The 22,113-nt window shown below is 74.5% G+C and carries 24 protein-coding genes; 17 read left to right on the forward strand and 7 right to left on the reverse strand.

The window, feature by feature from the left end:
• Positions 1–113: 113 nt before the first annotated feature.
• The 3 genes from ABD353_RS14870 to ABD353_RS14880 form a co-directional block, all read right to left on the reverse strand.
• Positions 114–890 (reverse strand): MBL fold metallo-hydrolase, encoded by a 777-nt coding sequence (locus ABD353_RS14870; protein WP_344624049.1) that lies wholly within the window; start codon positions 888–890, stop codon positions 114–116.
• Positions 891–1,090: 200 nt separating this feature from the next.
• The gene (locus ABD353_RS14875; RefSeq protein WP_344624050.1) at positions 1,091–1,591 is read right to left on the reverse strand and encodes an RICIN domain-containing protein; all 501 of its coding nucleotides are present in this window, start codon (positions 1,589–1,591) and stop codon (positions 1,091–1,093) included.
• Positions 1,592–1,777: 186 nt separating this feature from the next.
• Positions 1,778–2,452, reverse strand: a complete 675-nt coding sequence (locus tag ABD353_RS14880; protein ID WP_344624051.1) for a hypothetical protein — start codon at positions 2,450–2,452, stop codon at positions 1,778–1,780.
• Between the two features lie 166 nt (positions 2,453–2,618).
• Here ABD353_RS14880 and ABD353_RS14885 point away from each other — a divergent pair, with 166 nt between their 5' ends.
• Entirely contained in the window at positions 2,619–3,296 is a 678-nt protein-coding gene (locus ABD353_RS14885) for a hypothetical protein (RefSeq protein WP_344624052.1), read from the forward strand.
• An 82-nt stretch (positions 3,297–3,378) separates the two neighbouring features.
• Here ABD353_RS14885 and ABD353_RS14890 read toward each other — a convergent pair whose 3' ends face one another.
• Positions 3,379–4,296, reverse strand: coding sequence for a DUF6891 domain-containing protein (locus tag ABD353_RS14890; RefSeq protein WP_344624053.1), 918 nt, complete (start codon positions 4,294–4,296; stop codon positions 3,379–3,381).
• 157 nt (positions 4,297–4,453) lie between these two features.
• On the opposite strand from ABD353_RS14890, the gene ABD353_RS14895 reads away from it, so the two are divergent.
• Both ABD353_RS14895 and ABD353_RS14900 read left to right on the forward strand, forming a co-directional pair.
• The gene (locus ABD353_RS14895; protein ID WP_344624054.1) at positions 4,454–4,648 is read left to right on the forward strand and encodes a hypothetical protein; all 195 of its coding nucleotides are present in this window, start codon (positions 4,454–4,456) and stop codon (positions 4,646–4,648) included.
• A gap of 63 nt (positions 4,649–4,711) precedes the next feature.
• Positions 4,712–5,713, forward strand: a complete 1,002-nt coding sequence (locus ABD353_RS14900; protein WP_344624055.1) for a GNAT family N-acetyltransferase — start codon at positions 4,712–4,714, stop codon at positions 5,711–5,713.
• A gap of 21 nt (positions 5,714–5,734) precedes the next feature.
• Here the strand turns inward: ABD353_RS14900 and ABD353_RS14905 are convergent, their stop codons facing one another.
• Together ABD353_RS14905 and ABD353_RS14910 are read right to left on the reverse strand one after the other, a co-directional pair.
• Positions 5,735–7,138, reverse strand: a complete 1,404-nt coding sequence (locus tag ABD353_RS14905) for an NAD(P)/FAD-dependent oxidoreductase (RefSeq protein WP_344624056.1) — start codon at positions 7,136–7,138, stop codon at positions 5,735–5,737.
• 57 nt (positions 7,139–7,195) lie between these two features.
• The gene (locus tag ABD353_RS14910; RefSeq protein WP_344624057.1) at positions 7,196–7,783 is read right to left on the reverse strand and encodes a helix-turn-helix domain-containing protein; all 588 of its coding nucleotides are present in this window, start codon (positions 7,781–7,783) and stop codon (positions 7,196–7,198) included.
• 235 nt (positions 7,784–8,018) lie between these two features.
• On the opposite strand from ABD353_RS14910, the gene ABD353_RS14915 reads away from it, so the two are divergent.
• The 14 genes from ABD353_RS14915 to hypE all read left to right on the forward strand — a co-directional run bounded on the left by ABD353_RS14915 (position 8,019) and on the right by hypE (position 21,017).
• A complete protein-coding gene (locus ABD353_RS14915) occupies positions 8,019–9,104 on the forward strand; it encodes an NADH-quinone oxidoreductase subunit B family protein (RefSeq protein ID WP_344624058.1) in 1,086 nt (361 codons plus the stop codon).
• A 38-nt stretch (positions 9,105–9,142) separates the two neighbouring features.
• Positions 9,143–10,918, forward strand: coding sequence for a nickel-dependent hydrogenase large subunit (locus ABD353_RS14920; RefSeq protein WP_344624059.1), 1,776 nt, complete (start codon positions 9,143–9,145; stop codon positions 10,916–10,918).
• Positions 10,918–11,433 carry a hypothetical protein gene (locus tag ABD353_RS14925; protein ID WP_344624060.1) on the forward strand — a complete coding sequence of 172 codons (516 nt, stop codon included), beginning with the start codon at positions 10,918–10,920 and terminating at the stop codon, positions 11,431–11,433. Before ABD353_RS14920 ends, ABD353_RS14925 begins: the two co-directional genes overlap by 1 nt.
• Positions 11,430–12,080: a DUF5947 family protein gene (locus ABD353_RS14930; protein WP_344624061.1), complete on the forward strand. Its 651-nt coding sequence runs from the start codon at positions 11,430–11,432 to the stop codon at positions 12,078–12,080. The genes ABD353_RS14925 and ABD353_RS14930 overlap by 4 nt, the downstream gene beginning before the upstream one ends.
• Positions 12,077–12,766 carry a DUF6084 family protein gene (locus ABD353_RS14935; protein ID WP_344624062.1) on the forward strand — a complete coding sequence of 230 codons (690 nt, stop codon included), beginning with the start codon at positions 12,077–12,079 and terminating at the stop codon, positions 12,764–12,766. Before ABD353_RS14930 ends, ABD353_RS14935 begins: the two co-directional genes overlap by 4 nt.
• The gene (locus ABD353_RS14940; RefSeq protein ID WP_344624063.1) at positions 12,763–14,154 is read left to right on the forward strand and encodes a hypothetical protein; all 1,392 of its coding nucleotides are present in this window, start codon (positions 12,763–12,765) and stop codon (positions 14,152–14,154) included. The genes ABD353_RS14935 and ABD353_RS14940 overlap by 4 nt, the downstream gene beginning before the upstream one ends.
• Positions 14,151–14,732, forward strand: a complete 582-nt coding sequence (locus ABD353_RS14945) for a hydrogenase maturation protease (protein ID WP_344624064.1) — start codon at positions 14,151–14,153, stop codon at positions 14,730–14,732. The genes ABD353_RS14940 and ABD353_RS14945 overlap by 4 nt, the downstream gene beginning before the upstream one ends.
• Positions 14,717–14,818 (forward strand): DUF6893 family small protein, encoded by a 102-nt coding sequence (locus ABD353_RS40425; RefSeq protein WP_420706243.1) that lies wholly within the window; start codon positions 14,717–14,719, stop codon positions 14,816–14,818. The genes ABD353_RS14945 and ABD353_RS40425 overlap by 16 nt, the downstream gene beginning before the upstream one ends.
• Positions 14,819–14,949: 131 nt before the next feature.
• Positions 14,950–15,324: a hydrogenase maturation nickel metallochaperone HypA/HybF gene (locus ABD353_RS14950; protein WP_344624065.1), complete on the forward strand. Its 375-nt coding sequence runs from the start codon at positions 14,950–14,952 to the stop codon at positions 15,322–15,324.
• Between the two features lie 4 nt (positions 15,325–15,328).
• On the forward strand, positions 15,329–16,165 hold the full coding sequence (gene hypB / locus ABD353_RS14955; RefSeq protein WP_344624066.1) for a hydrogenase nickel incorporation protein HypB: 837 nt from the start codon (positions 15,329–15,331) through the stop codon (positions 16,163–16,165).
• A complete protein-coding gene (gene hypF, locus ABD353_RS14960) occupies positions 16,162–18,483 on the forward strand; it encodes a carbamoyltransferase HypF (RefSeq protein WP_344624067.1) in 2,322 nt (773 codons plus the stop codon). The genes hypB and hypF overlap by 4 nt, the downstream gene beginning before the upstream one ends.
• Before the next feature lie 47 nt (positions 18,484–18,530).
• The gene (locus ABD353_RS14965) at positions 18,531–18,821 is read left to right on the forward strand and encodes a HypC/HybG/HupF family hydrogenase formation chaperone (RefSeq protein WP_344624068.1); all 291 of its coding nucleotides are present in this window, start codon (positions 18,531–18,533) and stop codon (positions 18,819–18,821) included.
• Positions 18,818–19,951 (forward strand): hydrogenase formation protein HypD, encoded by a 1,134-nt coding sequence (gene hypD, locus ABD353_RS14970; RefSeq protein WP_344624069.1) that lies wholly within the window; start codon positions 18,818–18,820, stop codon positions 19,949–19,951. Before ABD353_RS14965 ends, hypD begins: the two co-directional genes overlap by 4 nt.
• Positions 19,944–21,017 (forward strand): hydrogenase expression/formation protein HypE, encoded by a 1,074-nt coding sequence (gene hypE / locus ABD353_RS14975; RefSeq protein ID WP_344624070.1) that lies wholly within the window; start codon positions 19,944–19,946, stop codon positions 21,015–21,017. The genes hypD and hypE overlap by 8 nt, the downstream gene beginning before the upstream one ends.
• 17 nt (positions 21,018–21,034) lie before the next feature.
• On the opposite strand, the gene ABD353_RS14980 is transcribed toward hypE, so the two are convergent.
• On the reverse strand, positions 21,035–21,961 hold the full coding sequence (locus ABD353_RS14980) for a LysR family transcriptional regulator (RefSeq protein ID WP_344624071.1): 927 nt from the start codon (positions 21,959–21,961) through the stop codon (positions 21,035–21,037).
• Positions 21,962–22,113 lie beyond the last annotated feature (152 nt).

A 22,113-nucleotide genomic window follows, 5' to 3' on the forward strand; every position in this document is an offset into this window, starting at 1 on the left:
CTGAGGTTCCGGAACGGCCCGTGCGGCAGCGGCACCGACCGCCGCCGCACGGGCCGCCGCCGTACCACCGCCGCCGAACGACCGCCGCCGAACGGATCCCCGGCAGGCCGGGCTCAGAACCGGACGAGGCCGCCGGGCGCGAGCCGGTGCAGGCGGTCGCCCAGGCCGGCCGCGTCGAAGGCCTTGGCGAGCGAGTCGCCGTCCTCGGTGAAGTGCGTCCAGTGCTCGAAGTGCAGCGGGACGACGCGGCGGGCGCCGAGGATCGCGGCGGCCTCGGCGGCCTGGGCGCTGGTGAGGGTGAGGGGTGCGTCCGGGATCAGCGGGGTGCGGGCGGCGCCGGCGAAGAGCAGCGCCACGTCGACCGGGCCGACCCGGTCGGCGACCTCGCGGACGATGTCCAGCGAGGCGTTGTCCCCGCTGACGTAGACGGTGGGCAGGCCGCCGCCGGACAGCACGAAGCCGGTGACCTCGCCGACCAGCGGCTCGCTGCCCTGCGGCCCGTGCAGGGCGGGCACGCCGGTGACCCGGAGCGAGCCGCCGTCGGGCCGGGCCAGCACGGTGTGCTCCCAGTTCGGCAGCGCCCGGACGGCCCCGCCGAGCCGGTCGGCCGCGGATCCGGTGGAGAGCACCGTCCGCACCGCGCCACCGGTGACCAGCTCGCGCCCGGAGGCGTCCAGGTTGTCCGGGTGGTGGTCGTGCGAGAGCAGCACGGCGTCCACCGGCCCGATCTCGGCGAGCGGCAGCCCGGGGCCGGCGGTCTTGGTGAGCGTCCGGGCGCCGACCGGGTGGGAGCCGGGCCCGTCGAAGGTCGGATCGGTGAGCAGTCGGAGCCCGCCGAGCTCCAGGACGGCGGTCGGGCCGCCGATGTAACGGACGGTCAGCGTGGACATGGTTGCTCCCCTTCGGCCGGTGTCCCGTACACCGGGGACAATCCCGCGGCGATCACGGTTGTTCCCGAGCCGGCGCACGGCCCCCCGAACGGGTGATGCGGCCGGCCACCACCGGGACGCACGGGAAAGCTCGGGGACGCATCCCGGCGCCCGGGCCGCACGGCGGGCGCGTGCGGGTCCGGGCGCCGGTGGGAGCCCCGTCAGGAGGCCAGGGTGACGATCTGCCAGCGCTGGTTCGGGTTGGTCAGCTCGCCGCAGTCGTGGACGTAGACGTAGTCGCCGTCGGTGTCCAGGCACTGCAGGGTCTGCTGGTTCTGCAGGGTGATCACCGGGCCGGCCTTGTTCTTCTCCCACCAGTGCTGGTAGCCGCTGGTGTTGCAGTTGTGGGCATAGGCGGCGGTGCCGTTGTTGTCCAGGCACTGGCCGGAGGCGACGCCCTTGTAGACGACCGAGCCGTCGCCGAGCACCTCGCGGGCGAACTGCTGCCGCAGGTCGTCCTCGTGGCAGTCCTGCAGCCGGTAGTTGTTCCCGCCGCCGGGCGTGTCGTAGACGCACGTGCCGAACTTGGCGCTCTTGAACTGCACGACCGCGCCGAAGCCGGCCGGGGCGGCGGGCGCCGAGGGCGCGGCGGTCAGCAGCGGCACGGCCAGGGCGGCGCTCAGCGCCGGCAGGAGGAGTCTCGCGGGGGTGGGCACGCGCACGGCGGTGGGTCCTTTCGAGAAGGGTCCGCTGCCCGGGGACGGCAGCGGTGCGGACCGGCGCGGCCTGACGCCGCGCCAAGTCCGTTCTCGAACGATGCTAGATCGGCACGAATCACCCCACCTGCGGAGCGGGTCCGCGGGATGGCCCGCCGGGTCCGGCGGGCGCCGGGCACCACCCACGGACCGTCAGGACTCCTCCGCGTCGGCCTCCGGGGCGTACAGGTCCTGGATCTCCAGCCCCTCGGCGCCCAGCCGGGTCCGCTCGGCGTGCTCCCGCATCCGGGCGCCGTAGACCGGATGGTCCATCAGCCCGGTGTAGGTGTCGAAGTCCAGGTCGAGGAGGCCGGCCTCGTCGGCGAGGTACACGTCCAGCCCCGGGTACATCACCGCCACGTACGGAAGGTCGTCCATGTCGGTGACCAGGACGGGGTACTCCCCCGCCGAGTCCGGCTCGCCGAGGTACAGCAGCCGGCGCGAGTCGCAGCCGCCCACCAGCGGCAGGCAGCGGCCCGGCAGCAGCGGCTCGAACTCGGCGAACATCTTCGACCACACCTCCTCGCTGCTGCCGAAGCCGTACAGCTCGTCCACGGTCTCCGAGAGCGCGGCGCCCGCGAGGTCGGGCGCCAGGGCCTCCGGGTACCAGCCGAGCCCGACCGGCAACGAGGAGTCGAAGGCCAGCCAGCGCCGCAGGCTCGGCGGCAGCGGCCGGCCGTCCGGCAGCCGGAGGGCGGCGAGGGTCTCGGCGGGCAGCGGCACCGGCTCGTCGTCGAGGTCCGGCATGTCGGCCGTCTCCCAGCCGTCCTTGCTCACCTTGGCGATGACGCGTTCGATCAGGGCCTCGCCGTGCAGGTCGTTCTCCATGCGCGGCACTGTGCCACACCCCTCCGACAGTCCGTCCGTCGGTAACGATCCGGCGCGGAGAATTGCGGACGACCATGGGCGATCAGGGCAATCGATCTTGCCCTCGCGCCCGGGCTCCTGGTGCGCTCGACCACACCTGACGACCCGACCGACACCAGGGGGAACCGTGCCCGACGCACCGCAGGACGAGCCGGACGGACAGGCCGGGCCCGACGGACCGGCCGACCCACCGGACCGGCCCGGCCGTCGCCGCGGGCTGCGGCGGCCCGTCGCCGCCACGGCGCTGACGGCCGTCCTGCTGGCCACGGCCGGACTCGGCTGCGCGTACCGGGAGAACTTCGCCGCCCTGGGCGCCTACCGCTTCGCCGCCCCGCCGACGTTCCGCTCCCTGCCCGCCCACCAGGACGGAACCCTCACGGTCAAGGCGACGACGGTCGTCGTGACCCGGTCGCTCGGTCCGCTCGGCGCCTACCACACCGGGGTCTCCCGCGGTCTCGGACCGATCGAGGCCAGGTACGGCGACGGCCTGACGGACCGGGTCTCCGCCTACGGCCGCCACCAGCACTTCTTCGACCCCGCGGCCTCCCTGCACGAGCACCTCGACCGCCTCCGCCGGTCCGGCGTGCCCGTGGACGGTCTACGCACCGTCGATCCCGGCCCGCGGGGCGGCGCGATGGCCTGCGGCATGCTGCCGGCGCAGCACGGCAGCATCGGCGAGTGCATCTGGGCCGACGGCAGCATGCTCGTCACCTACGACGAGACGACACCCGGCAGCACCCTGGGACCGGCCGAACTCGCCTCCCACGCACGCGACTTCCGCACCCTCGCCGAAGTCCCCGACTGAGCACACCCGCCGGATGTGATGGGTTCCCATGAGGTGCCCCCACGCGCCCCTGTGGTGATCCCCCGTACCTTGAAGGCCTGTCCTACCCGACCAGGCGGCGGCGCCAGTCGAGCGGGGTGACGGAGATCGCGCGGTCGGGGTCGCCGTCCCACTGGGCGGGCAGCCCGACGGCCTCCAGGGCGGCCACCACCTCGTGGCCGATCGCCGCGGTCGTCCCGGTCGAGCCGTCGAAGCCGCCGTAGAGCAGCATCAGGCCGTGCCCGGCGGCCGCGGAATCGGTGCACTGCGTGTGGAAGTAGACGAAGCCCCGGGCGTCGGGGCCGCCCTCGGCGCCGATCTCGGCCTGGCCGCAGCTGCGGCAGCAGGTGAAGTCCTCGCGGGCGGTGATGCCGGCCTCCTCCAGCGCGGCGAAGGCCCGGGTGAGCTGCTCGGGCTGGGTCTCGCCCTGCCAGGCGGTCTGCTCGGCGACCCGCTCCCGCCACATCCGGTCGGCCAGCGCCTGCGCCTGCGCGCGGGAGACGGGCCGGCGGTCCCCGCTGACCAGGTGGTACTCGGCGGTCTCGGCCAGCCGCGCCCGGGTGGTGTAGCCGCGGAGCAGTTCGGCACGGACGCAGGACTCCAGCTCCTCGCGTTCCTCCTCGTCGAGGTCGAGCGGCGGCACCTCGGGGTCGGGGCCCATGTCCAGCAGCGTCCACGCCGGGCCGGTGTCCCAGCCGGACTCCTGCCGGGCCCAGGCGGTCATCGCGGCGATGACGGCCTCGGGGCCGTCGACCATCGCCTGGAAGTGGCGGTCCGAGCCGCCGTCGCGGTGCTCCAGCTGGTAGTCGCCACCGGTCTTGTGCCAGACCTGGGTGTACACGTCGGGCAGGTCGGGTATCCGCTGCACCACCAGGTACCGGTCGCCCTCGGCGCCGATCCGCCGGACCAGTCCGGCCAGTTCCTCGGCGGGCACCCTGACGTGCCGTTCCCCGTTCTCCGTCTTCACCACGATCTCGAGCATGCGCAGACTCTCGCACACCCTTCCGACAGCACGGCCACGGGCCGCCGTGGACCGTCACGGGCCGCCGCGGCACCGCCGCGCCGGTCCGCCGCCGGGCGGCGGTGCGCCCCTAGACTGGTGGCGTGGGCACCCCGGACGCCACCGGAAGGAGGCCGTGGTGAACGCACTGCAGCCCAGGGACGCGGCGGACGCCGCCAGCGAGCAGGTCGCCACGATCCGCTACTCGGGCAACCCGGAGCAGGACCACCTCCTCGACGAGATCCAGCACCCGGAGACCACGGACGCGCTGTACGAGCTGGCCGCCCGCCCCGGCGCGGCGGCAGCGAACGGCGACGGCCCGGCGGCCCGGTGAGGCCGCGGCCCGGCCGGTAATTCCTTTGCCACGCCCCGGGAGGGGCGGCCAGAATCCCGCGGTATGGGCACTGACGTACCTTTCGACCGGCGGCCGATCGGGGCCGAACAGTTCGACGCCTGGTTGGAGCTGCTGGCCGCCGTCGAGGCCGAGGACCGGGAGGACGAGCACCACGGCGTGGACGACCTCCGGGAGTACCTCGCCGACCCGTACTGCGACTTCGCCCGGGGCTCGGTCGCGTTCTACGACGGCCCGACGATGATCGGTTACGGCTATCTGAAGTCGCGCACCGAGGCCGACCCGGTGCACGAGATGTACTACCTGGGCGGCGTCCACCCGGCGTACCGCGGGCGCGGCGTCGGGGCGGCACTGCTGGCCTGGGCCGAGGAGGCGGCGCTGCCGCTGCACCTGGAGCGCTACCCGGAGCGGCCGCTGACGCTCTACAGCTCCAGCCTGGCGCGGAACGCCCCGGCGTCCGAGCTGTACGCGGCGCAGGGCTACACCGCCGCCCGCTGGTTCCACGGCATGACGCGGGACCTGCTCGCGCCGCTGCCGGACCTCCCGGCCCCGGACGGGATCGAGGTGCGCGGCTTCACCGCCGAGCGCTCCGAGGACGCCCGGCTGGTCCGCAACGAGGCCTTCCGCGACCACTGGGGCTCGACGGAGCAGAGCGAGGAGGGCTGGGCGCACATGACGTCCGGCCCGGCCTTCCGCCCCGGTCTGAGCTTCGTCGCCTACGACGTCGCGGAGGACGCGGTCGGCGGCGAGGCCCTCGGCATCGTCCTCGGCGAGGAGTACGAGGCGCACACCGAGGCGACCGGCCGGCGCGACCTGTACGTCTCGCTGGTCGGCACCCGGCGGGCGGGCCGCAAGCGCGGCATCGCCTCGGCGCTGCTGGTGCAGGCCATGGCGGAGGCCCGCGAGGCGGGGTTCGCCACGGCCTCGCTCGGCGTCGACGCGGACTCTCCGACGGGTGCGCTCGGCCTGTACGGGCACGTCGGGTTCACCGTCAAGGACACCTGGATCGCCCAGCTGAAGCCGCTCTGGTCGCCCGCGGCGGGCTGACCGGCCCGGGCCGGCGGCGGCTCAGCGGCCGCCGAGCAGGTCGGCGGCGTGGGCGATCAGCGAGGTGCGGCCGAGGCCGCCGGACTCCCGGCGGTCGGCGGCCCGGTAGGCGACGTACAGGCCGCGGATGCCGAGCCAGCGCAGCGGTTCGGGCTCCCAGCCGCGGACCTTCCGGCCGACCCAGGGCAGCCGGGTGAGCTCGGTGTCCCGTCCGAGGACGAGGTCGCGCAGGGTTCGGCCGGCGAGGTTGGCGGTGGCGACGCCGTGGCCGACGTAGCCGCCGGCCGCGCCGAGCCCGGTCGCCGGGTCGTACTGGACGGTGGCGCACCAGTCGCGGGGCACGCCGAGCACGCCCGACCAGGCGTGGTCGATCGGCGCGCCGGCCGCGGCGGGGAACAACCGCCCGAGCAGCTCGGCGAGCTGGCGCTGCGTCGAGGTGTGCGTCTCGCCCCGGCTGTCGACGTGCGAGCCGAAGCGGTACGGCACCCCGCGGCCGCCGATGGCGATCCGGTCGTCGGCGGTGCGCTGGGCGTAGCAGTAGGCGTGGGCGCCGTCGCCGAGCACTTCGGCGCCGTGCCAGCCGATCTCGTCCCGGACCGCCCGGTCGAGCGGGGCGGTGACGATCATGCTGCTGTTCATCGGGACCCAGGTGCGGCGCTGGCCGCGCAGCCCGGCGGTGAAGCCCTCGGTGGCGCGGAGGACGTGCCGGGCGCTGACGGTGCCCCCGCGGCAGACGGCCGCGCCGGGGCGGATGTCGAGCACCTCGGTGCCCTCGTGCACGGTGACGCCGAGCCTCTCGACCGTGGCGGCGAGGCCGCGGACGAGCCTGGCCGGGTGGATCCGGGCGCAGTGCGGGGTCCAGAGCGCGCCGCGGGCACCGGCGACCCTGACGCGATCGGCGAGTTCGCCGGGGCCGAGCCGGAGCATGTCCTCCTCGCCCCAGCCCTCCTCGCGCAGTTCGGGCAGGTGGGCGAGCATCCGCTGTTCCTGGACGGCGCCGACGGCGACGTGCAGTTCGCCGTCCTTGCGGACGTCGGCCTCGATGCCCTCCTCCGCGGCGACGGCGACCACCTCGTCGACCGTGGCGAACATGGCCCGCTGCATGGCGACGGCGGCGGGCCGGCCGTGCGCGGCGGCGTAGCGGCGGAACTGGCCGGGCAGGGCGGCGGTGAGCCAGCCGCCGTTGCGGCCGGAGGCGCCGAAGCCGGCGAACTCCTTCTCCAGCACGGCGATCCGCAGCGCGGGTTCGGCCTTCTTGAGGTAGTAGGCCGTCCAGAGGGCGGTGTAGCCGCCGCCGACGAGGGCGACGTCGACATCGAGGTCGCCGTCGAGGGCGGGCCGCGGGGCGGGCAGGCCGTCCGCGGCGTACCAGTGGGAGACGTGGCCGTTGGTGCGGGCGGGGCCGGCGGGCGGTGCGGGGCTCATGGTCACTGCCTGGGGGTCGTTCCGGCGGGGGTGCGGGGGCTCGGGGGTGGGGCGCCGTCAGTCGGGGGTGGGCGGGCTGACGATCCAGAGCACTTCGGCGGGGGCGTCGGAGCGGTTGGCGACCCGGTGCGGGACGGCGGTGCGGTAGTCGAGGCTGTCGCCGGCGTCGAGGGTGTACGGGTGGCCGTCGAGTTCGACGGTCACGGTGCCGGCGAGGACGAGCAGGATCTCCTGGGAGTCGCCGTGCGTGTAGGCCTCCTCGCCGGTGGAGGAGCCGGGGTCGAACTCGCCCGCGTACACCTCCAGATGGGCGAGCGGCCGCTGGGAGACCAGGTACTTGCGGGTGCCGGGCGCGGTGGGCAGCGCGGGGCGGAGCTCGCGGCGGACGACCCGGGGTCCGGCAGGTGCGGAGTGGTCGAAGAGGTCGGCCATGGTGAGGCCGAGGGCGTCGGCGATCCGGCGGAGCATGCCGATGCTGGCGCCGGCGAGGCCGCGTTCGACCTGGCTGAGGAAGCCGGGGCTGGCACCGGCCGCCTCGCCGAGGGCGCGCAGCGACAGGGCTCGGGCCTCCCGGTAGCCGCGGATGCGGGCGCCGAGGGCGCGGGCGTCGGCCTCCGCGGTGGTACCGGTGCTCTGGTCGGTCATGGGGTCCCCGGTTCGGCAGGCGTGTCCGACCCCGGATCAAACGCTGCGTTCGATGGGGCGGAACACACCGTATGCCGGGTGGTGCGGCGGCACAAGGGCCCGGCGCCCACGACGGGCTGAGCCCGTTCGAGCGACCCCGTCGGCCGTTCGCCCGGGCGGTGGAGTGCGGACGCTGCTATGAAGAGCGTTGAGTCCGTTTTGTCCGGTCTCATCCCCGTTTCTAGGAGGCATCCACATGGGTGCTACGGCTACCGACGCCCAGGCCGCCGGCCGGGGCACGCCACCGGAGGGCAAGCAGCCGCCGGTGCACATCCTCTGGATCAACGCCGGTCTGAGCTGTGACGGCGACTCCGTGTCGCTGACCGCCGCGATGCAGCCCAGCATCGAGGAGATCGTCACCGGCGCCCTGCCGGGCCTGCCCGAGGTCGCGGTGCACTGGCCGCTGATCGACTTCGAGTGCGGCCCGGTGCAGGGCGCGGACAACTTCGTCGAGTGGTTCTTCAAGGCCGAACGCGGCGAACTGGAGCCGTTCGTGCTGGTGGTGGAGGGCTCGATCCCGAACGAGTCCATCAAGTCGGAGGGCTACTGGTGCGGCTTCGGCGACGACCCGGAGACCGGCCAGCCGATCACCACCAGCGAGTGGCTCGACCGGCTCGCCCCCAAGGCCACCGCCGTGGTCGCGATCGGCACCTGTGCCACGTACGGCGGAATCCACGCCATGGCGGGCAATCCGACCGGCGCCATGGGCGTGCCCGACTACCTGGGCTGGGACTGGACGTCCAAGGCCGGCCTGCCGGTCGTCTGCGTGCCGGGCTGCCCGATCCAGCCGGACAACTTCTCCGAGACGCTGACCTACCTGCTCTACCAGCTGACCGGTGCGGCCCCGATGATCCCGCTGGACGACAAGCTGCGGCCGACCTGGCTGTTCGGCGCGACCGTCCACGAGGGCTGCGACCGCGGCGGCTACTACGAGCAGGGCCAGTTCGCGGAGGCGTACGGCGAGCCGGAGTGCCTGGTCAAGCTCGGCTGCTGGGGCCCGGTCGTCAAGTGCAACGTGCCCAAGCGCGGCTGGATCAACGGCGTCGGCGGCTGCCCGAACGTGGGCGGCGTCTGCATCGCCTGCACCATGCCCGGCTTCCCGGACAAGTTCATGCCCTTCATGGACGAGCCCCCGGGTGCCCGGGTCTCCGCCACCGCCAGCGAGGCCTACGGTGTCGTGATCCGCAGCCTGCGCTCCATCACCGCGAAGACGGTGGACAAGGAGCCCAAGTGGCGGCGCACCGGCCGCAAGCTGACCACCGGTTACCGCACCCCCTGGTGACCGACCCCGGACGCAACGACGAAGGGCACACACTCCCGATGGCGACGACAGCGAAGCCGACCGGCGACGGCCTGATGGAGATGTCCTGGGACCCGATCACCCGGATCGTGGGCAGCCTGGGCATCCACACGAAGATCGATTTCAAGCAGAAGAAGGTCGCGGAGTGCTACAGCACCTCGTCGGTCTTCCGCGGCTACAGCGTCTTCATGCGCGGCAAGGACCCGCGCGACGCGCACTTCATCACCAGCCGGATCTGCGGCATCTGCGGCGACAACCACGCCACCTGTTCGGTCTACACGCAGAACATGGCGTACGGGGTGAAGCCCCCGCACCTGGGCGAGTGGATCATCAACCTCGGCGAGGCCGCCGAGTACATGTTCGACCACAACATCTTCCAGGAGAACCTGGTCGGGGTCGACTACTGCGAGAAGATGGTCCGCGAGACCAACCCGGGCGTGCTGGAGCGCGCCGAACGCACCGAGGCGCCGCACGCCGCCGAGCACGGGTACAGGACGATCGCCGACATCATGCGCTCGCTCAACCCCATCGAGGGCGAGTTCTACCGCGAGGCGCTGCAGGTCAGCCGCTACACCCGGGAGATGTTCTGCCTGATGGAGGGCCGCCACGTGCACCCCTCCACGCTCTACCCGGGCGGCGTCGGCACGGTCGCCAGCGTGCAGCTCTTCACCGACTACCTCAGCCGGCTGATGCGCTACGTGGAGTTCATGAAGCGCGTCGTCCCGCTCCACGACGACCTCTTCGACTTCTTCTACGAGGCCCTGCCCGGCTACGAGGAGGTCGGCCGCCGCCGCATCCTGCTCGGCTGCTGGGGCAGCCTCAACGACCCGGACCACTGCGACTTCACGTACCGCAACATGACGGACTGGGGCCGGCGGATGTTCGTCACCCCGGGCGTGGTCGTCGACGGGAAGCTCGTCACCAACGACCTCACCCAGATCAACCTGGGCATCCGGATCCTGCTCGGCAGCTCCTACTACCAGGACTGGGAGGGACAGGAGCTCTTCGTCACCCACGACCCGCTCGGCAACCCGGTCGACCCGCGGCACCCGTGGAACCAGCACACCATCCCCCAGCCGCAGAAGCGGAACTTCGACGACAAGTACAGCTGGGTGATGTCGCCGCGCTGGTTCGACGGCAAGGACCACCTCGCCCTGGACACCGGCGGCGGCCCGATCGCCCGCCTGTGGTCCACCGCGCTCTCCGGTCTGGTCGACATCGGCTACGTGAAGGCCACCGGCCACAGCGTCGTCATCAACCTGCCGAAGACCATGACCAAGCCGGAGACCACCTTCGAGTGGAAGATCCCGCAGTGGTCCAACGCGCTGGAGCGCAACCGCGCCCGCACCTACTTCCAGGCCTACGCCGCCGCCTGCGCCCTGCACTTCGCCGAGAAGGCCCTGGACGAGGTCCGCGCCGGGCGCACCCAGACCTGGGAGAAGTTCGAGGTGCCGGACGAGTCGATCGGCTGCGGCTTCACCGAGGCCGTCCGCGGCGTCCTCTCGCACCACATGGTGATCCGCGACGGCAAGATCGCCAACTATCACCCGTACCCGCCGACCCCGTGGAACGCCAGCGTCCGCGACAGCTACGGCACCCCCGGCCCGTACGAGGACGCGGTGCAGAACACGCCGATCTTCGAGGAGAACTCCCCGGAGAACTTCAAGGGCATCGACATCATGCGGGCCGTGCGCAGCTTCGACCCGTGCCTGCCCTGCGGCGTGCACATGTACGTCGGCGACGGCCGCACGGTGCAGAAGATGCACGTCCCCACCGGCCTGAGCGGACTGGCCTGATGACCGCGGAGACGGCCGGCCGGCGGGTCCAGGAGGTCCTGGACCGGCTGGCCGGCGAGGAGGACGGGGCGGCCGTCCCCGCGGCCGAGGACCTCGTCCGCGAGCTGATGGCGTTCTACGGCGAGGGCCTCGCCCGGATCGTCGCCCTGCTCGGCGCGGACGGGACGGCCCCGCTGCCCGCCGCCCTGCTCGACGACCAGGTGGTCTCCGGGCTGCTGGTGCTGCACGACCTCCACCCGGAGAACGTCCAGCAGCGGATCCGGCGGGCGCTGCGCTCGCTGCCGGGCCGCCCGGCCGAGCTGATCGGGTACGCCGCGGAGGCCGGGTCGGTCCGGCTCCGCACCGCCCCCGGCGGCTGCGGCTGCGGCGGCGAGGACGCGCTCCGGCGCGACCTGGAGACGGCGTTCGCCTGCTACGCGCCCGAGGTGACGGACATCCGGCTGGAGAAGGCGGCCCCGCAGCCCGCGCTGCTGCAGATCGGCCGCCGGCCGCCGGTGGGGGCGGACGCCGGATGACCACGTCCCCGACCGACGCCCCGGGGGCGGGCGCCGCGGTGCTGCGCCGGCTGCGCGCACCCGCGGCGCCCCGTCCGGAGCGCTGCGCCTTCTGCGGCACCGCGCTGGCACCCGAGCACCGGCACCTCGCCGACACCGCGCAGCGCGCGCTGGCCTGCGCCTGCCCGGCGTGCGCCATGCTCTTCGACCGCCCGGGGGCGGCCGGCGGCCGCTACCGCGGCGTGCCCCGCCGCTACCTGGTCGACCCGGCACACGGCGTGGACGACGCGGACTGGGAGGCGCTGCAGATCCCGGTCTCCACCGTCTTCTTCCTCCGCAACTCCGCACTGGACCGGCTGGTCGCGCTCTACCCCAGCCCCGCCGGCCCCGCCGAGAGCGAGCTCGACCCGAGCACCTGGCAGACCGTGCTCGACCGCACCCGGCTCGCGGCCCTGCTGGAACCGGACGTCGAGGCGCTGCTGCTGCGCCGCGCGGGCGGCGTGACGACCTGCCACCTGGTGCCGGTCGACGCCTGCTACGAGCTGGTCGGGCGGATGCGGCTGCACTGGCAGGGCTTCGACGGCGGCCAGACCGCCCGCGCCGAGCTGGAGGGCTTCTTCGACCGCCTCGCCGGCCTCGCCCGGCCCCTGACCGAGGACACCGCGTGACGACCTGTGACCTGACCTTCGACTGCACCGGGGTGCAGGGCGACCGGTACGCCGCCGGGCCGACCCTGCTCTTCCGGCTGCGGATCGGCTCCGCCGGCGCCCGGGTGCACGCCCTGGCGCTCCGCTGCCAACTGCGCATCGAGCCGGCCCGGCGCGGCTACGGCGACGGCGAGGCCGAGCGGCTCGGCGACCTGTTCGGCGAACGGTCCCGCTGGGGCACCAGCCTCAACCCCGTCCAGTTCGCGCAGGTCCCGCTGCTGGTACCGGGCTTCACCGGCAGCACCGACGTGGAGCTGCCCGTGCCGTGCACCTACGACCTGGACATCGCCGCGACCCGCTACCTCGCCTCGCTGGAGGACGGCGACGTGCCGCTGCTGATGCTGTTCTCCGGCACGGTCTTCACCGGCGAGGACGGCTTCGGCGTGCAGCCCGTGCCCTGGCACAAGGAGACCCGGGTGAAGCTCCCGGTGCGGGTGTGGCGGGAGATGATGGAGCAGCACTTCCCCGGCTGCGGCTGGCTGCGGCTGCCCAAGGACGCCATGGACGAGCTGCTCGCCTACCGCTCCCGGCACGGCCTGCCCTCCTGGGAGGCCACCGTGCGCGCGCTGCTGGCGGCCGCCGACGGGCCGGCCCCCGCCCGCGGACCCGCCGAGGAGCCCGCCCTGGCCCGGGAGGGTGCGCGATGACCGCCGTCCGCCCCGCCGCCGAGCGGTTCGCCGGCGCCCGGCAGATCGCCGACGCCGTGCTGTTCGAGGGCTACGTGCTCTACCCGTACCGGGCGTCCTCCGCGAAGAACCGGCTGCGCTGGCAGTTCGGCGTGCTGGTGCCGCCGGGCTACGGCGAGGGTGCCGGCGAGCACCCGGACCAGCACACCGAACTGCTCGTGGAGCCGCGCCGCGGCGCCACCCTGACGGCCGAACTGCGCTTCCTGCGCGTCCAGCGCCGCACCGTGCAGCGGCTGCGCGAGGACGGCGGCCACGAGGACACCGAGGCGCTGGAACTCTCCGACCGGGTGCTCACCGCCTGGGACGAGGGCGCCGAGGAACGCGTGGAGATGTCCGCCACCGTCGAAGAGCTGCTCGCCGGCGAGGTCCTGGTGCCCGTCCACTGCCCGGCCCGCACCGAGATCGAGGCCGTCCGCGACGGCGAGCGCACCGTCGGCCGCACCGTCCGCCGCTGCGCCCAGGTCGACGGGGTGCTGCGGGTCCGGCTGCAGCCGCTGCCCGGCCCCTACGCCGCCTACCGGCTGCGCGCCGTCGTGGAGAACACCACCGCCTGGACGGCCGGGCCCGGCGACGGCCGCGAACAGGCCCTGCCGCACGCGCTGGTCTCCGCGCACCTGCTGCTCGGCCTGGACAGCGGCTCCTTCGTCTCGATGACCGACCCGCCCGAGTGGGCGAAGGACGCCGTCGCCGAATGCCGGAACCTGCGCACCTGGCCGGTGCTCGCCGGCGACGACGGCCGCGCCGACGTGGTGCTCTCCTCGCCGATCATCCTGGAGGACCACCCGCAGGTCGCCCCGGAGAGCCCCGGCGCGCTGTACGACGGCACCGAGATCGACGAGATCCTCGCGCTGCGCACCTCCGCGCTGACCGAGCAGGAGAAGCGCGAGGCGCGCGGCACCGACGACCGGGCCGGCGCCGCCGTCGACCTGGCGGACTCGCTGCCCCCGGAGGTGATGGAGCGGCTGCACGGCGCCGTCCGGGCGCTGCGCGAGGTGACCGGCGGTCCGCCCGCCGGGGCCGACGTCCCCGGGGTCCGGCCGGACACGCCGTGGTGGGACCCGGGCGGCGACCCCGGGGTGGACCCGGCCACCGACCGGGTGCAGATCGACGGCCGGGCGGTCGGCGCCGGCGACCGGGTGGTGCTGCGCCCCGGCCGGCGCCGCACCGACGCCCAGGACCTCTTCCTGCAGGGCCGCACCGCCCTGGTCGAGGCCGTCCTACAGGACGTGGACGGCGCGGTGCACGTCGCGGTCACCGTCGACGGCGACCCGGGCGCCGACCTGTGGCGCGCCCAGGGCCGCTTCCTGTACTTCCAGCCCGACGAACTCGCCCCGGTGGAGGAGACGTGACGGAAGGCAGCGGGCCGGCCCCCCGGGTCCTGGTCGCCGGGGTCGGCAACGTCTTCCTCGGCGACGACGGCTTCGGCGTCGAGGCCGTCCGCCGGCTGACCGGGCGGCGGCTGCCCGAGGGCGTCGAGGCGGCCGACATCGGGGTGCGCGGCGTGCACCTCGCGTACCAACTGCTGGACGGCTACGACACGCTCGTCCTGGTGGACGCCACCGAGCGCGGCGGCACGCCCGGCACGGTGTACCTGCTGGAGGCGCCCGCGCCCGGGGCGGTCGAACCGCAGGCACCCGCGCTGGACGGCCACCGGATGGGCCCGGACGCGGTGCTGTCGCTGCTCGCCACGCTCGCCGCCGGCACCGGCGGCAGCCCGCCGCGGCAGGTGTTCGTGGTCGGCTGCGAGCCGGAGACGGTCGAGGAGGGCATGGGGCTCAGCGCCCCGGTCGCCGCGGCCGTCGACGAGGCCGTCGACGTGATCCTCCGGCTGCTGGACGGCGGCCCCGCCGATCCGGGCGCCGCCGCCGCACCGTCCGACCGAAGCCGTACCACCGACAGAGAGGCACCCTCATGCGCAAGTTCCTGATCGTCCTGCTCAGCGCCGCCGCCGTGGCGGTCTTCGTGCAGAGCCTGCCGGACCTCAAGCGGTACCTGAAGATCCGGCAGATGTGACCGCGGGCGGTGCTGCGAATGGCGTAGCGGGCGCCGCGTCCACGGCGCGGCGCACCCCGCACCCCGGGGTCGCGGCCTGTAATGGTCCCCGACCGTCCGGTCACCGCCTCCAGGCGCAAAGCGGGGTGCCGATGCACGAGATGTCGATCGCCATGGCCGTGGTGGACCAGGTGGTGCAGGCCGTCCCCGAGGGCGCCGACCGCGTCGAGTCGGTGCTGCTGCAGGTCGGCGAACTGGCCGGCGTGGTCCCGGACTCGCTGCACTTCTGCTTCGAACTCGCCTGCTCCGGAACGGTCCTGGAGGGCGCCGAGCTGATCACCGAACCGGTGCCGGCGCAGGCCCGGTGCGGCGCCTGCGGCACCGGCTGGGCGGTCGGGATGCCGCCCGAACTCACCTGTCCCGGCTGCGGCGACGGCGCGGCCACCGAGCTGCTGACCGGGCGGGAGCTGCAGATCCGCAGCGTCCGCTGGGCGGACCGTCCGGCGTACGCCGACCAGGAAGGCTGACGCCATGTGCCGAGTTGTCGACCTCCAGCAGGCCGTGCTGGCCCGCAACGAGGACGCCGCCCGGGAGCTGCGCGAGGCGCTCGCCGCCCGCGGCACCGTCGCGGTGAACATGCTCTCCAGCCCCGGCAGCGGCAAGACCGCCCTGCTGGAGGCCGAGTTGGTGCTCGCCGGGCAGCGCGGGACGGCCTCCGCCGCGCTCACCGCCGACCTCGCCACCGAGAACGACGCGCTGCGTCTCGCCCGTTCGGGCGCCCCGGTCAAGCAGGTGCTCACCGACGGGCTCTGCCACCTGGAGGCGGCGATGCTGGCCCGCCACCTGGACGGCTGGCTGCCCGCGGACACCCGGCTGCTGTTCGTGGAGAACGTCGGCAACCTGGTCTGCCCGGCCTCGTACGACCTCGGGGAGAGCCTGCGGGTGGCGCTGGCCTCGGTGACCGAGGGCGAGGACAAGCCGCTGAAGTACCCGACGGCGTTCGGGCTGGCGAACCTCGTGGTGGTGACCAAGGCGGACCTGGCCGCGGCCGTGGACTTCGACCGGCGGGCCTTCCTCGCGCACGTCGAGCGGGTCAACCCGGGCGTGGAGGTGCTGTTCACCTCGGCGCGCACCGGGCAGGGCGTCGGACTGCTGCTCGACCGGGCCACCGCCGTGCTGGAGGGCGCTCCCGTGCACCGGCCGGTGATGGGCGTGCCGAGCGCCGGGCACCATCACGGTCCGCCGGCCGCGCAGCCCGACCACGACCACGCTCCCGGGACGGGACCCGACCACGGCCACGGCCACGGCCACGAGCACGGGCACGGCCACCCGCACCGGGAACCGGCGCTGCCGCCGGCCGCCTCGTGACCGCCGCGCCGCAGGCTCCCGCCGTCGAACGGCGACTGGTCCGGGTCGGCGGGATCGTCCAGGGCGTGGGCTTCCGCCCGTTCGTGCACTCGCTCGCCGCGGAGCTGCGGCTCGCCGGGCACGTCACCAACACCGGCGAGGGCGTGCTCGCCGAGGTCGAGGGCCTGCCGGACGCCGTCGAGGCGTTCTGCCGGCGGATCGCGGACGACGCTCCCCCGCTCGCCCGGGTCGCCTCGGTGCTGCACGAGCCGATCGAGGCGACCGGCGCGGACGGCTTCGCCATCGTGCCCTCCACGGGCGGCGGCGGCAGCCGCACCCTCATCCCGCCGGACACCGCGACCTGCGCCGACTGCCTGGCCGAACTCGCCGACCCGGCCGACCGGCGGCACCGCCACCCGTTCATCACCTGCACCAACTGCGGGCCGCGGTTCACCATCGTCACCGCGCTGCCCTACGACCGGGCCGCCACCACCATGGCCGGCTTCCCGATGTGCACGGACTGCGAGCGCGAGTACACCGACCCGTCCGACCGGCGCTTCCACGCCCAGCCGATCTGCTGCCACGCCTGCGGGCCCGAGCTCTCGCTCACCGTGCCCGGGCGGGCCGGGCTGCGCGGAGCGGCCGCGTCGGAGGACGCCCGCCGGCTGCTCGCCGAGGGCGCGGTGCTCGCGGTCAAGGGCCTCGGCGGCTACCACCTGGTCTGCGACGCGGGCAGTGCCGCCGCGGTGGCCGAACTGCGGAGGCGCAAGCGCCGCGGCGACAAGCCCTTCGCCGTGATGGCCGGTTCGGCCACCGAGGCGGCCGCCCTGGCCCGGGTCGGGGAGGCCGAACGGGCCGCCCTGGAGTCCGCCGCCCGGCCGATCGTGCTGCTGCGCCGCCGGCCCGGCGCCCCCGGGATCGCCGAGGGCGTCGCCCCGCGCTGCCCCGACCTCGGCGTGATGCTGCCGTACACCCCGCTGCACCGGCTGCTGCTCGGCCTGCCCGGCGACCCGGACGGGCCGCGGATGCTGGTGATGACCAGCGGCAACCTGTCCGGCGAGCCGATCGTCACCGACGACGCCGAGGCGCTGGACCGCCTCGCCCCGCTGGTGGACGGCTGGCTGGCGCACGACCGGCCGATCCACGTGCCCTGCGACGACTCGGTGGTGCGGGTGGTGGACGGCGAGGTGCTGCCGGTGCGCCGCTCGCGCGGCTACGCGCCGCTGCCGGTGCCGCTGCCGGTGGACGTCCGCCCGGTGCTCGCCGTCGGTGGGGACCTCAAGAACACCTTCGCGCTGGCCGAGGGGCGCACCGCCTGGCCCTCCGGGCACGTCGGCGACATGGACGACCTGGCGACCCTCGCCGGATTCGGCCGCGCGGTCGCCCAGTTGGCGGCCGTCACCGGGGTCCGCCCGGAGCTGCTGGCCGCCGACCGGCACCCGCGCTACCGCTCCGCGCAGTGGGCCCGGCGGCAGGCCCGCGGGCGCGAGGTCCACACCGTGCAGCACCACCACGCGCACATCGCCTCGGCGATGGCCGAGCACGGCCTGGACGGCACCGGGCGGGTCATCGGCATCGCCTTCGACGGCACCGGCTACGGCGAGGACGGCACGGTCTGGGGCGGCGAGGTGCTGCTCGCCGACTACGACGGCTTCGACCGCTTCGGCCGGCTCGGCCACGTGCCGCTGCCCGGCGGGGACGCCGCGGTGGAACGCCCGTACCGGATGGCGCTCGCCCACCTGTACGCGGCCGGCCTGCCCTGGGAGCCCGGACTGCCCTGCACCGCGGCCTGCCCCGCGGACGAACTCCCGGTGCTGCGACAGCAGTTGGCGCGCGGCCTGAACTGCGTGCCGACCTCCAGCATGGGACGGCTGTTCGACGCCGTCTCCTCGCTCGCCGGGGTCTGCCACCGGGCCGGCTACGAGGCCCAGGCGGCCGTGGAGTTGGAGGCCGCCGCGCTGGACGCCGAGGACTCCGGCGAGCCGTACGCCTTCGGCATGCGGGACGAGGCCGGCGTGTCGGTGGCCGATCCCGGCCCGGTGCTGGCCGCGGTGGTCGCCGACCTGGCGGCGGGCGTGCGCGCCGCGGTGGTCGCCCGGCGCTTCCACGGTGCGGTGGCCGCCCTGGTGGAACGGTGGTGCCTGGCGGCGCGGGAGCGGACCGGACTCGGCACGGCGGCGCTCACCGGCGGGGTGTTCGGCAACGCGCTGCTCACCGAGGAGTGCCTGCACCGGCTGCGGGCGGCCGGCTTCACCGTACTGCGGCACCGGCTGGTGCCGCCCAACGACGGCGGTCTGGCCCTCGGCCAGCTCGTGGTGGCCGGCCGGACCGGCAGCTGAACGGCGGGGGCGCACCCGCCCCCGGAGGACGAACGAGGGAGCAGCCGATGTGCCTGGCGGTGCCCGGCAGGGTGATGGAGATCGAGGAGCGCGACGGCACCCGGATGGCCGTCGTGGACTTCGGCGGCGTGGTGAAGGACGTGTGCCTGGAGTACCTGCCCGACCTGGCGGTCGGTGAGTACGCGATCGTGCACGTCGGGTTCGCGCTGCAGCGCCTGGACGAGGAGTCGGCCCGCCGGACCCTTGAGCTGTTCGAGGAACTCGGGCTGCTGCAGGAGGAGTTCGGCGACCCGTGGGAGGCGGCCGCGGGCGCCCCGAAGGAGGCGGAGACCAAGTGAAGTACCTGGAGGAGTTCCAGAATCCCGAGCTGGCCCGGCGGCTGCTCGACGACATCCGGGCCACCGTCACCCGGCCCTGGGCGCTGATGGAGGTCTGCGGCGGCCAGACGCACACCATCATCCGGCACGGCATCGACCAACTGCTCCCGGAGGAAGTGGAGTTGATCCACGGACCGGGCTGCCCGGTGTGCGTCACCCCGCTGGAGGTGATCGACAAGGCGCTGGAGATCGCCTCCCGCCCCGACGTGGTCTTCTGCTCCTTCGGCGACATGCTGCGGGTGCCGGGCACGGACAAGGACCTGTTCCGGGTCCGCAGCGAGGGCGGCGACGTGCGGGTGGTCTACTCCCCGCTGGACGCGCTGCGGATCGCCGAGCAGAACCCGGACAAGCAGGTGGTGTTCTTCGGCATCGGCTTCGAGACCACCGCCCCGCCCAACGCCATGACGGTGTACCAGGCGAAGAAGCGCGGGATCCGCAACTTCAGCCTGCTGGTCTCGCACGTCCGGGTGCCCCCGGCGATCGAGGCGATCATGCAGTCGCCGGACTGCCGGGTGCAGGGCTTCCTCGCCGCCGGGCACGTCTGCTCGGTGATGGGCACCGCCGAGTACCCGGAGCTCGCCGAGCGGTTCGAGGTGCCGATCGTGGTCACCGGCTTCGAGCCGCTGGACATCCTGGAGGGCATCCGCCGCACCGTGCGCCAACTGGAGCGCGGCGAGCACACGGTGGACAACGCCTATCCGCGGGCGGTGCGCGACGAGGGCAACCCGGCGGCGCAGGCGATGCTCGCCGACGTCTTCGAGACCACCGACCGCGCCTGGCGCGGCATCGGCACCATCCCGCAGAGCGGCTGGCGGCTCTCGTCCCGCTACCGCGAGTTCGACGCCGAGCACCGCTTCGACGTCGGCGACGTCAACACCTGCGAGCCGGCCGCCTGCCGGGCCGGCGAGGTGCTGCAGGGACTGCTCAAGCCGCACGAGTGCGAGGCCTTCGGCACCGTCTGCACACCGCGCAACCCGCTGGGCGCGACCATGGTCTCCAGCGAGGGCGCCTGCGCCGCCTACTACCTGTACCGCCGCCTGGGTGCGCCCGCCGCACCCGCCACCCCGCTGGAGGCGAGCCCCGTTGCCTGACACCGACACCCTCGCCGCCCCCGACTTCTCCAACTGGAGCTGCCCGCTGCCGCTGCGCGACCACCCGCGGGTGGTGATGGGCCACGGCGGCGGCGGGGCGCTCTCCGCCGAACTCGTCGAGCACGTCTTCGCGCCCGCCTTCGGCGGCCCGGTGCTGGCCGCGCTCGGCGACTCCGCCGCCGTCACCCTCGGCGGGGTGCGGCTCGCCTTCTCCACCGACTCCTACGTGGTGCGGCCGCTGTTCTTCCCCGGCGGCAGCATCGGCGACCTGGCCGTCAACGGCACCGTCAACGACCTGGCGATGAGCGGTGCCACGGCCGCCTATCTGTCCTGCGGGTTCATCCTGGAGGAGGGCGTCGAGACGGCCCAGGTGGCCCGGGTCGCGCAGGCGCTCGGCGCGGCGGCACGGGCCGCCGGGGTCGAGGTGGCCACCGGCGACACCAAGGTCGTCGAGGCCGGCCGCGGCGACGGGATCTACCTCAACACCGCGGGCATCGGACTGATCCCGGCCGGGGTCGACCTGCGGCCGCAGCGTGCCGAACCCGGCGACGTGGTGATCGTCAGCGGGCCGATCGGGCTGCACGGCGTCGCCGTGATGAGCGTGCGCGAGGGCCTGGAGTTCGGCGTGGACGTGCAGAGCGACTGCGCCCCGCTCGGCGGGCTGGTGCAGGCGATGCTCGCCGTCACCCCGGACCTGCACGTGCTGCGCGACCCCACCCGCGGGGGCCTCGGCGCCTCGCTCAACGAGATCGCCGCGGCCGCCGGGGTCGGTGTGGTCGTCCGGGAGCGGAGCATCCCGGTGCCGCCGGAGGTCGCCAACGCCTGCGCGATCCTCGGCCTCGACCCGCTGTACGTCGCCAACGAGGGCAAGCTCGTCGCGTTCGTGCCGCGGCAGCACGCGGACGCCGTCCTGGAGGCGATGCGGGCGCACCCGTACGGTGCGGGCGCGGCGGTGATCGGCGAGTGCGTCACCGACCACCCCGGCATGGTGGTGGCCCGGACCGCGCTCGGCGGCACCCGGGTGGTCGACCTGCCGGTCGGCGAGCAGCTGCCGCGGATCTGCTGAGCGCCACCTGCCGCCCTTCACGGCGCGGCGAGCAGCCGGGTACCCTCCGGCAGCTCGCCGCGCCGTGCCTGTGCGGCCAGCCGTTCGGCGACGGTGGCGCGCATCCGGTCGGCGGCCCGGCCGAGCGGGATGTCCCGGCCGTGGGCGAGCGAGATCGTCCGGCCGAGACCGGCGCCGGTGAACCGGGTGGTCGGCAGGCCGGAACGGGCGGCGACCATGGCGGGCACCACGGCCGGGCCGAGGCCGGCCCGGACGAAGCCGAGCACGGCGTCCATCTCGCCGCCCTCGACGGCGAACCGGGGCTCGAAACCGGCCTCCCGGCAGGCCGCCAGGGTGGCGTCGCGCAGCGCGTAGCCCGGCCGGAACATCACCAGCGGGCGGTCCCGCAACTCCCCTACCGGGACGGCCTGTTCGGGCAGCGGCTCGGCGGACACCAGGACCAGGTCCTCGTGCAGCAGCGGGGTGACGTCCAGACCCGGCAGGGCGCCTCCCGGGCTCGGCGAGACGATCAGGGCGAGGTCCAGCTCGCCCGCGTCCAGGGCCGCGACCAGGTCGCCCGAGCCGCCCTCGCTGACCTGCAGGTCGACACCGGGGAAGCGGGCACGGAAGGCGCCGAGCACGTCCGGCAGCAGGCTGACGCACAGGCTCGGCGGCGCACCGAGGCGGACCCGGCCGCGGCGCAGCTGCACCGTCTCCTGGACGGCGAGCCGGGCGCTGTCGGTGTCGGCGAGGATGCGGCGGGCCAGCGGCAGCAGGGCCTCACCGGCGTCCGTGGGGGTGGTGGCGCCGCGGCTGCGGTGCAGCAGCTCGGCGCCCAACTCCCGCTCCAGCGCCTTGATCTGCTGGGAGAGCGAGGGCTGAGCGACGTGCAGCCGCTCGGCGGCCCGGGTGAAGTTGCCGAGCTCGGCGACGGCGGTGAAGTAGCGGAGCTGCTGGAGTTGCACGGTGACGGCCTTGGGGTGAGACGTGAGCGCAATCAGGGGCGTGTGGGGGCACCTCCCGGCCGAAGGCCGGGGGAGGACTGCGCAATTGGGCTGCGGGTCACTGCGCGAACCAGGGGTCGGCCCGGATTCGTACGGTGAGCCACCCCCGGACT

Source organism: Kitasatospora arboriphila (genome assembly GCF_039528095.1).
Lineage (GTDB): Bacteria > Actinomycetota > Actinomycetes > Streptomycetales > Streptomycetaceae > Kitasatospora > Kitasatospora arboriphila.

What these genes read in the sequence shown, in the direction of transcription:
- ABD353_RS14870 (WP_344624049.1), bottom strand. Translation starts at nt 890, where the DNA reads ATGTCCACGCTGACCGTCCGTTACATCGGCGGCCCGACCGCCGTCCTG.
- ABD353_RS40425 (WP_420706243.1), top strand. Translation starts at nt 14,717, where the DNA reads ATGCGCAAGTTCCTGATCGTCCTGCTCAGCGCCGCCGCCGTGGCGGTC.
- ABD353_RS14910 (WP_344624057.1), bottom strand. Translation starts at nt 7,783, where the DNA reads ATGACCGACCAGAGCACCGGTACCACCGCGGAGGCCGACGCCCGCGCC.
- hypB (WP_344624066.1), top strand. Translation starts at nt 15,329, where the DNA reads ATGTGCCGAGTTGTCGACCTCCAGCAGGCCGTGCTGGCCCGCAACGAG.
- ABD353_RS14950 (WP_344624065.1), top strand. Translation starts at nt 14,950, where the DNA reads ATGCACGAGATGTCGATCGCCATGGCCGTGGTGGACCAGGTGGTGCAG.
- ABD353_RS14880 (WP_344624051.1), bottom strand. Translation starts at nt 2,452, where the DNA reads ATGGAGAACGACCTGCACGGCGAGGCCCTGATCGAACGCGTCATCGCC.
- ABD353_RS14930 (WP_344624061.1), top strand. Translation starts at nt 11,430, where the DNA reads ATGACCACGTCCCCGACCGACGCCCCGGGGGCGGGCGCCGCGGTGCTG.
- ABD353_RS14915 (WP_344624058.1), top strand. Translation starts at nt 8,019, where the DNA reads ATGGGTGCTACGGCTACCGACGCCCAGGCCGCCGGCCGGGGCACGCCA.
- ABD353_RS14905 (WP_344624056.1), bottom strand. Translation starts at nt 7,138, where the DNA reads ATGAGCCCCGCACCGCCCGCCGGCCCCGCCCGCACCAACGGCCACGTC.
- ABD353_RS14940 (WP_344624063.1), top strand. Translation starts at nt 12,763, where the DNA reads ATGACCGCCGTCCGCCCCGCCGCCGAGCGGTTCGCCGGCGCCCGGCAG.
- ABD353_RS14965 (WP_344624068.1), top strand. Translation starts at nt 18,531, where the DNA reads ATGTGCCTGGCGGTGCCCGGCAGGGTGATGGAGATCGAGGAGCGCGAC.
- ABD353_RS14920 (WP_344624059.1), top strand. Translation starts at nt 9,143, where the DNA reads ATGGCGACGACAGCGAAGCCGACCGGCGACGGCCTGATGGAGATGTCC.
- ABD353_RS14900 (WP_344624055.1), top strand. Translation starts at nt 4,712, where the DNA reads ATGGGCACTGACGTACCTTTCGACCGGCGGCCGATCGGGGCCGAACAG.
- ABD353_RS14925 (WP_344624060.1), top strand. Translation starts at nt 10,918, where the DNA reads ATGACCGCGGAGACGGCCGGCCGGCGGGTCCAGGAGGTCCTGGACCGG.
- ABD353_RS14890 (WP_344624053.1), bottom strand. Translation starts at nt 4,296, where the DNA reads ATGCTCGAGATCGTGGTGAAGACGGAGAACGGGGAACGGCACGTCAGG.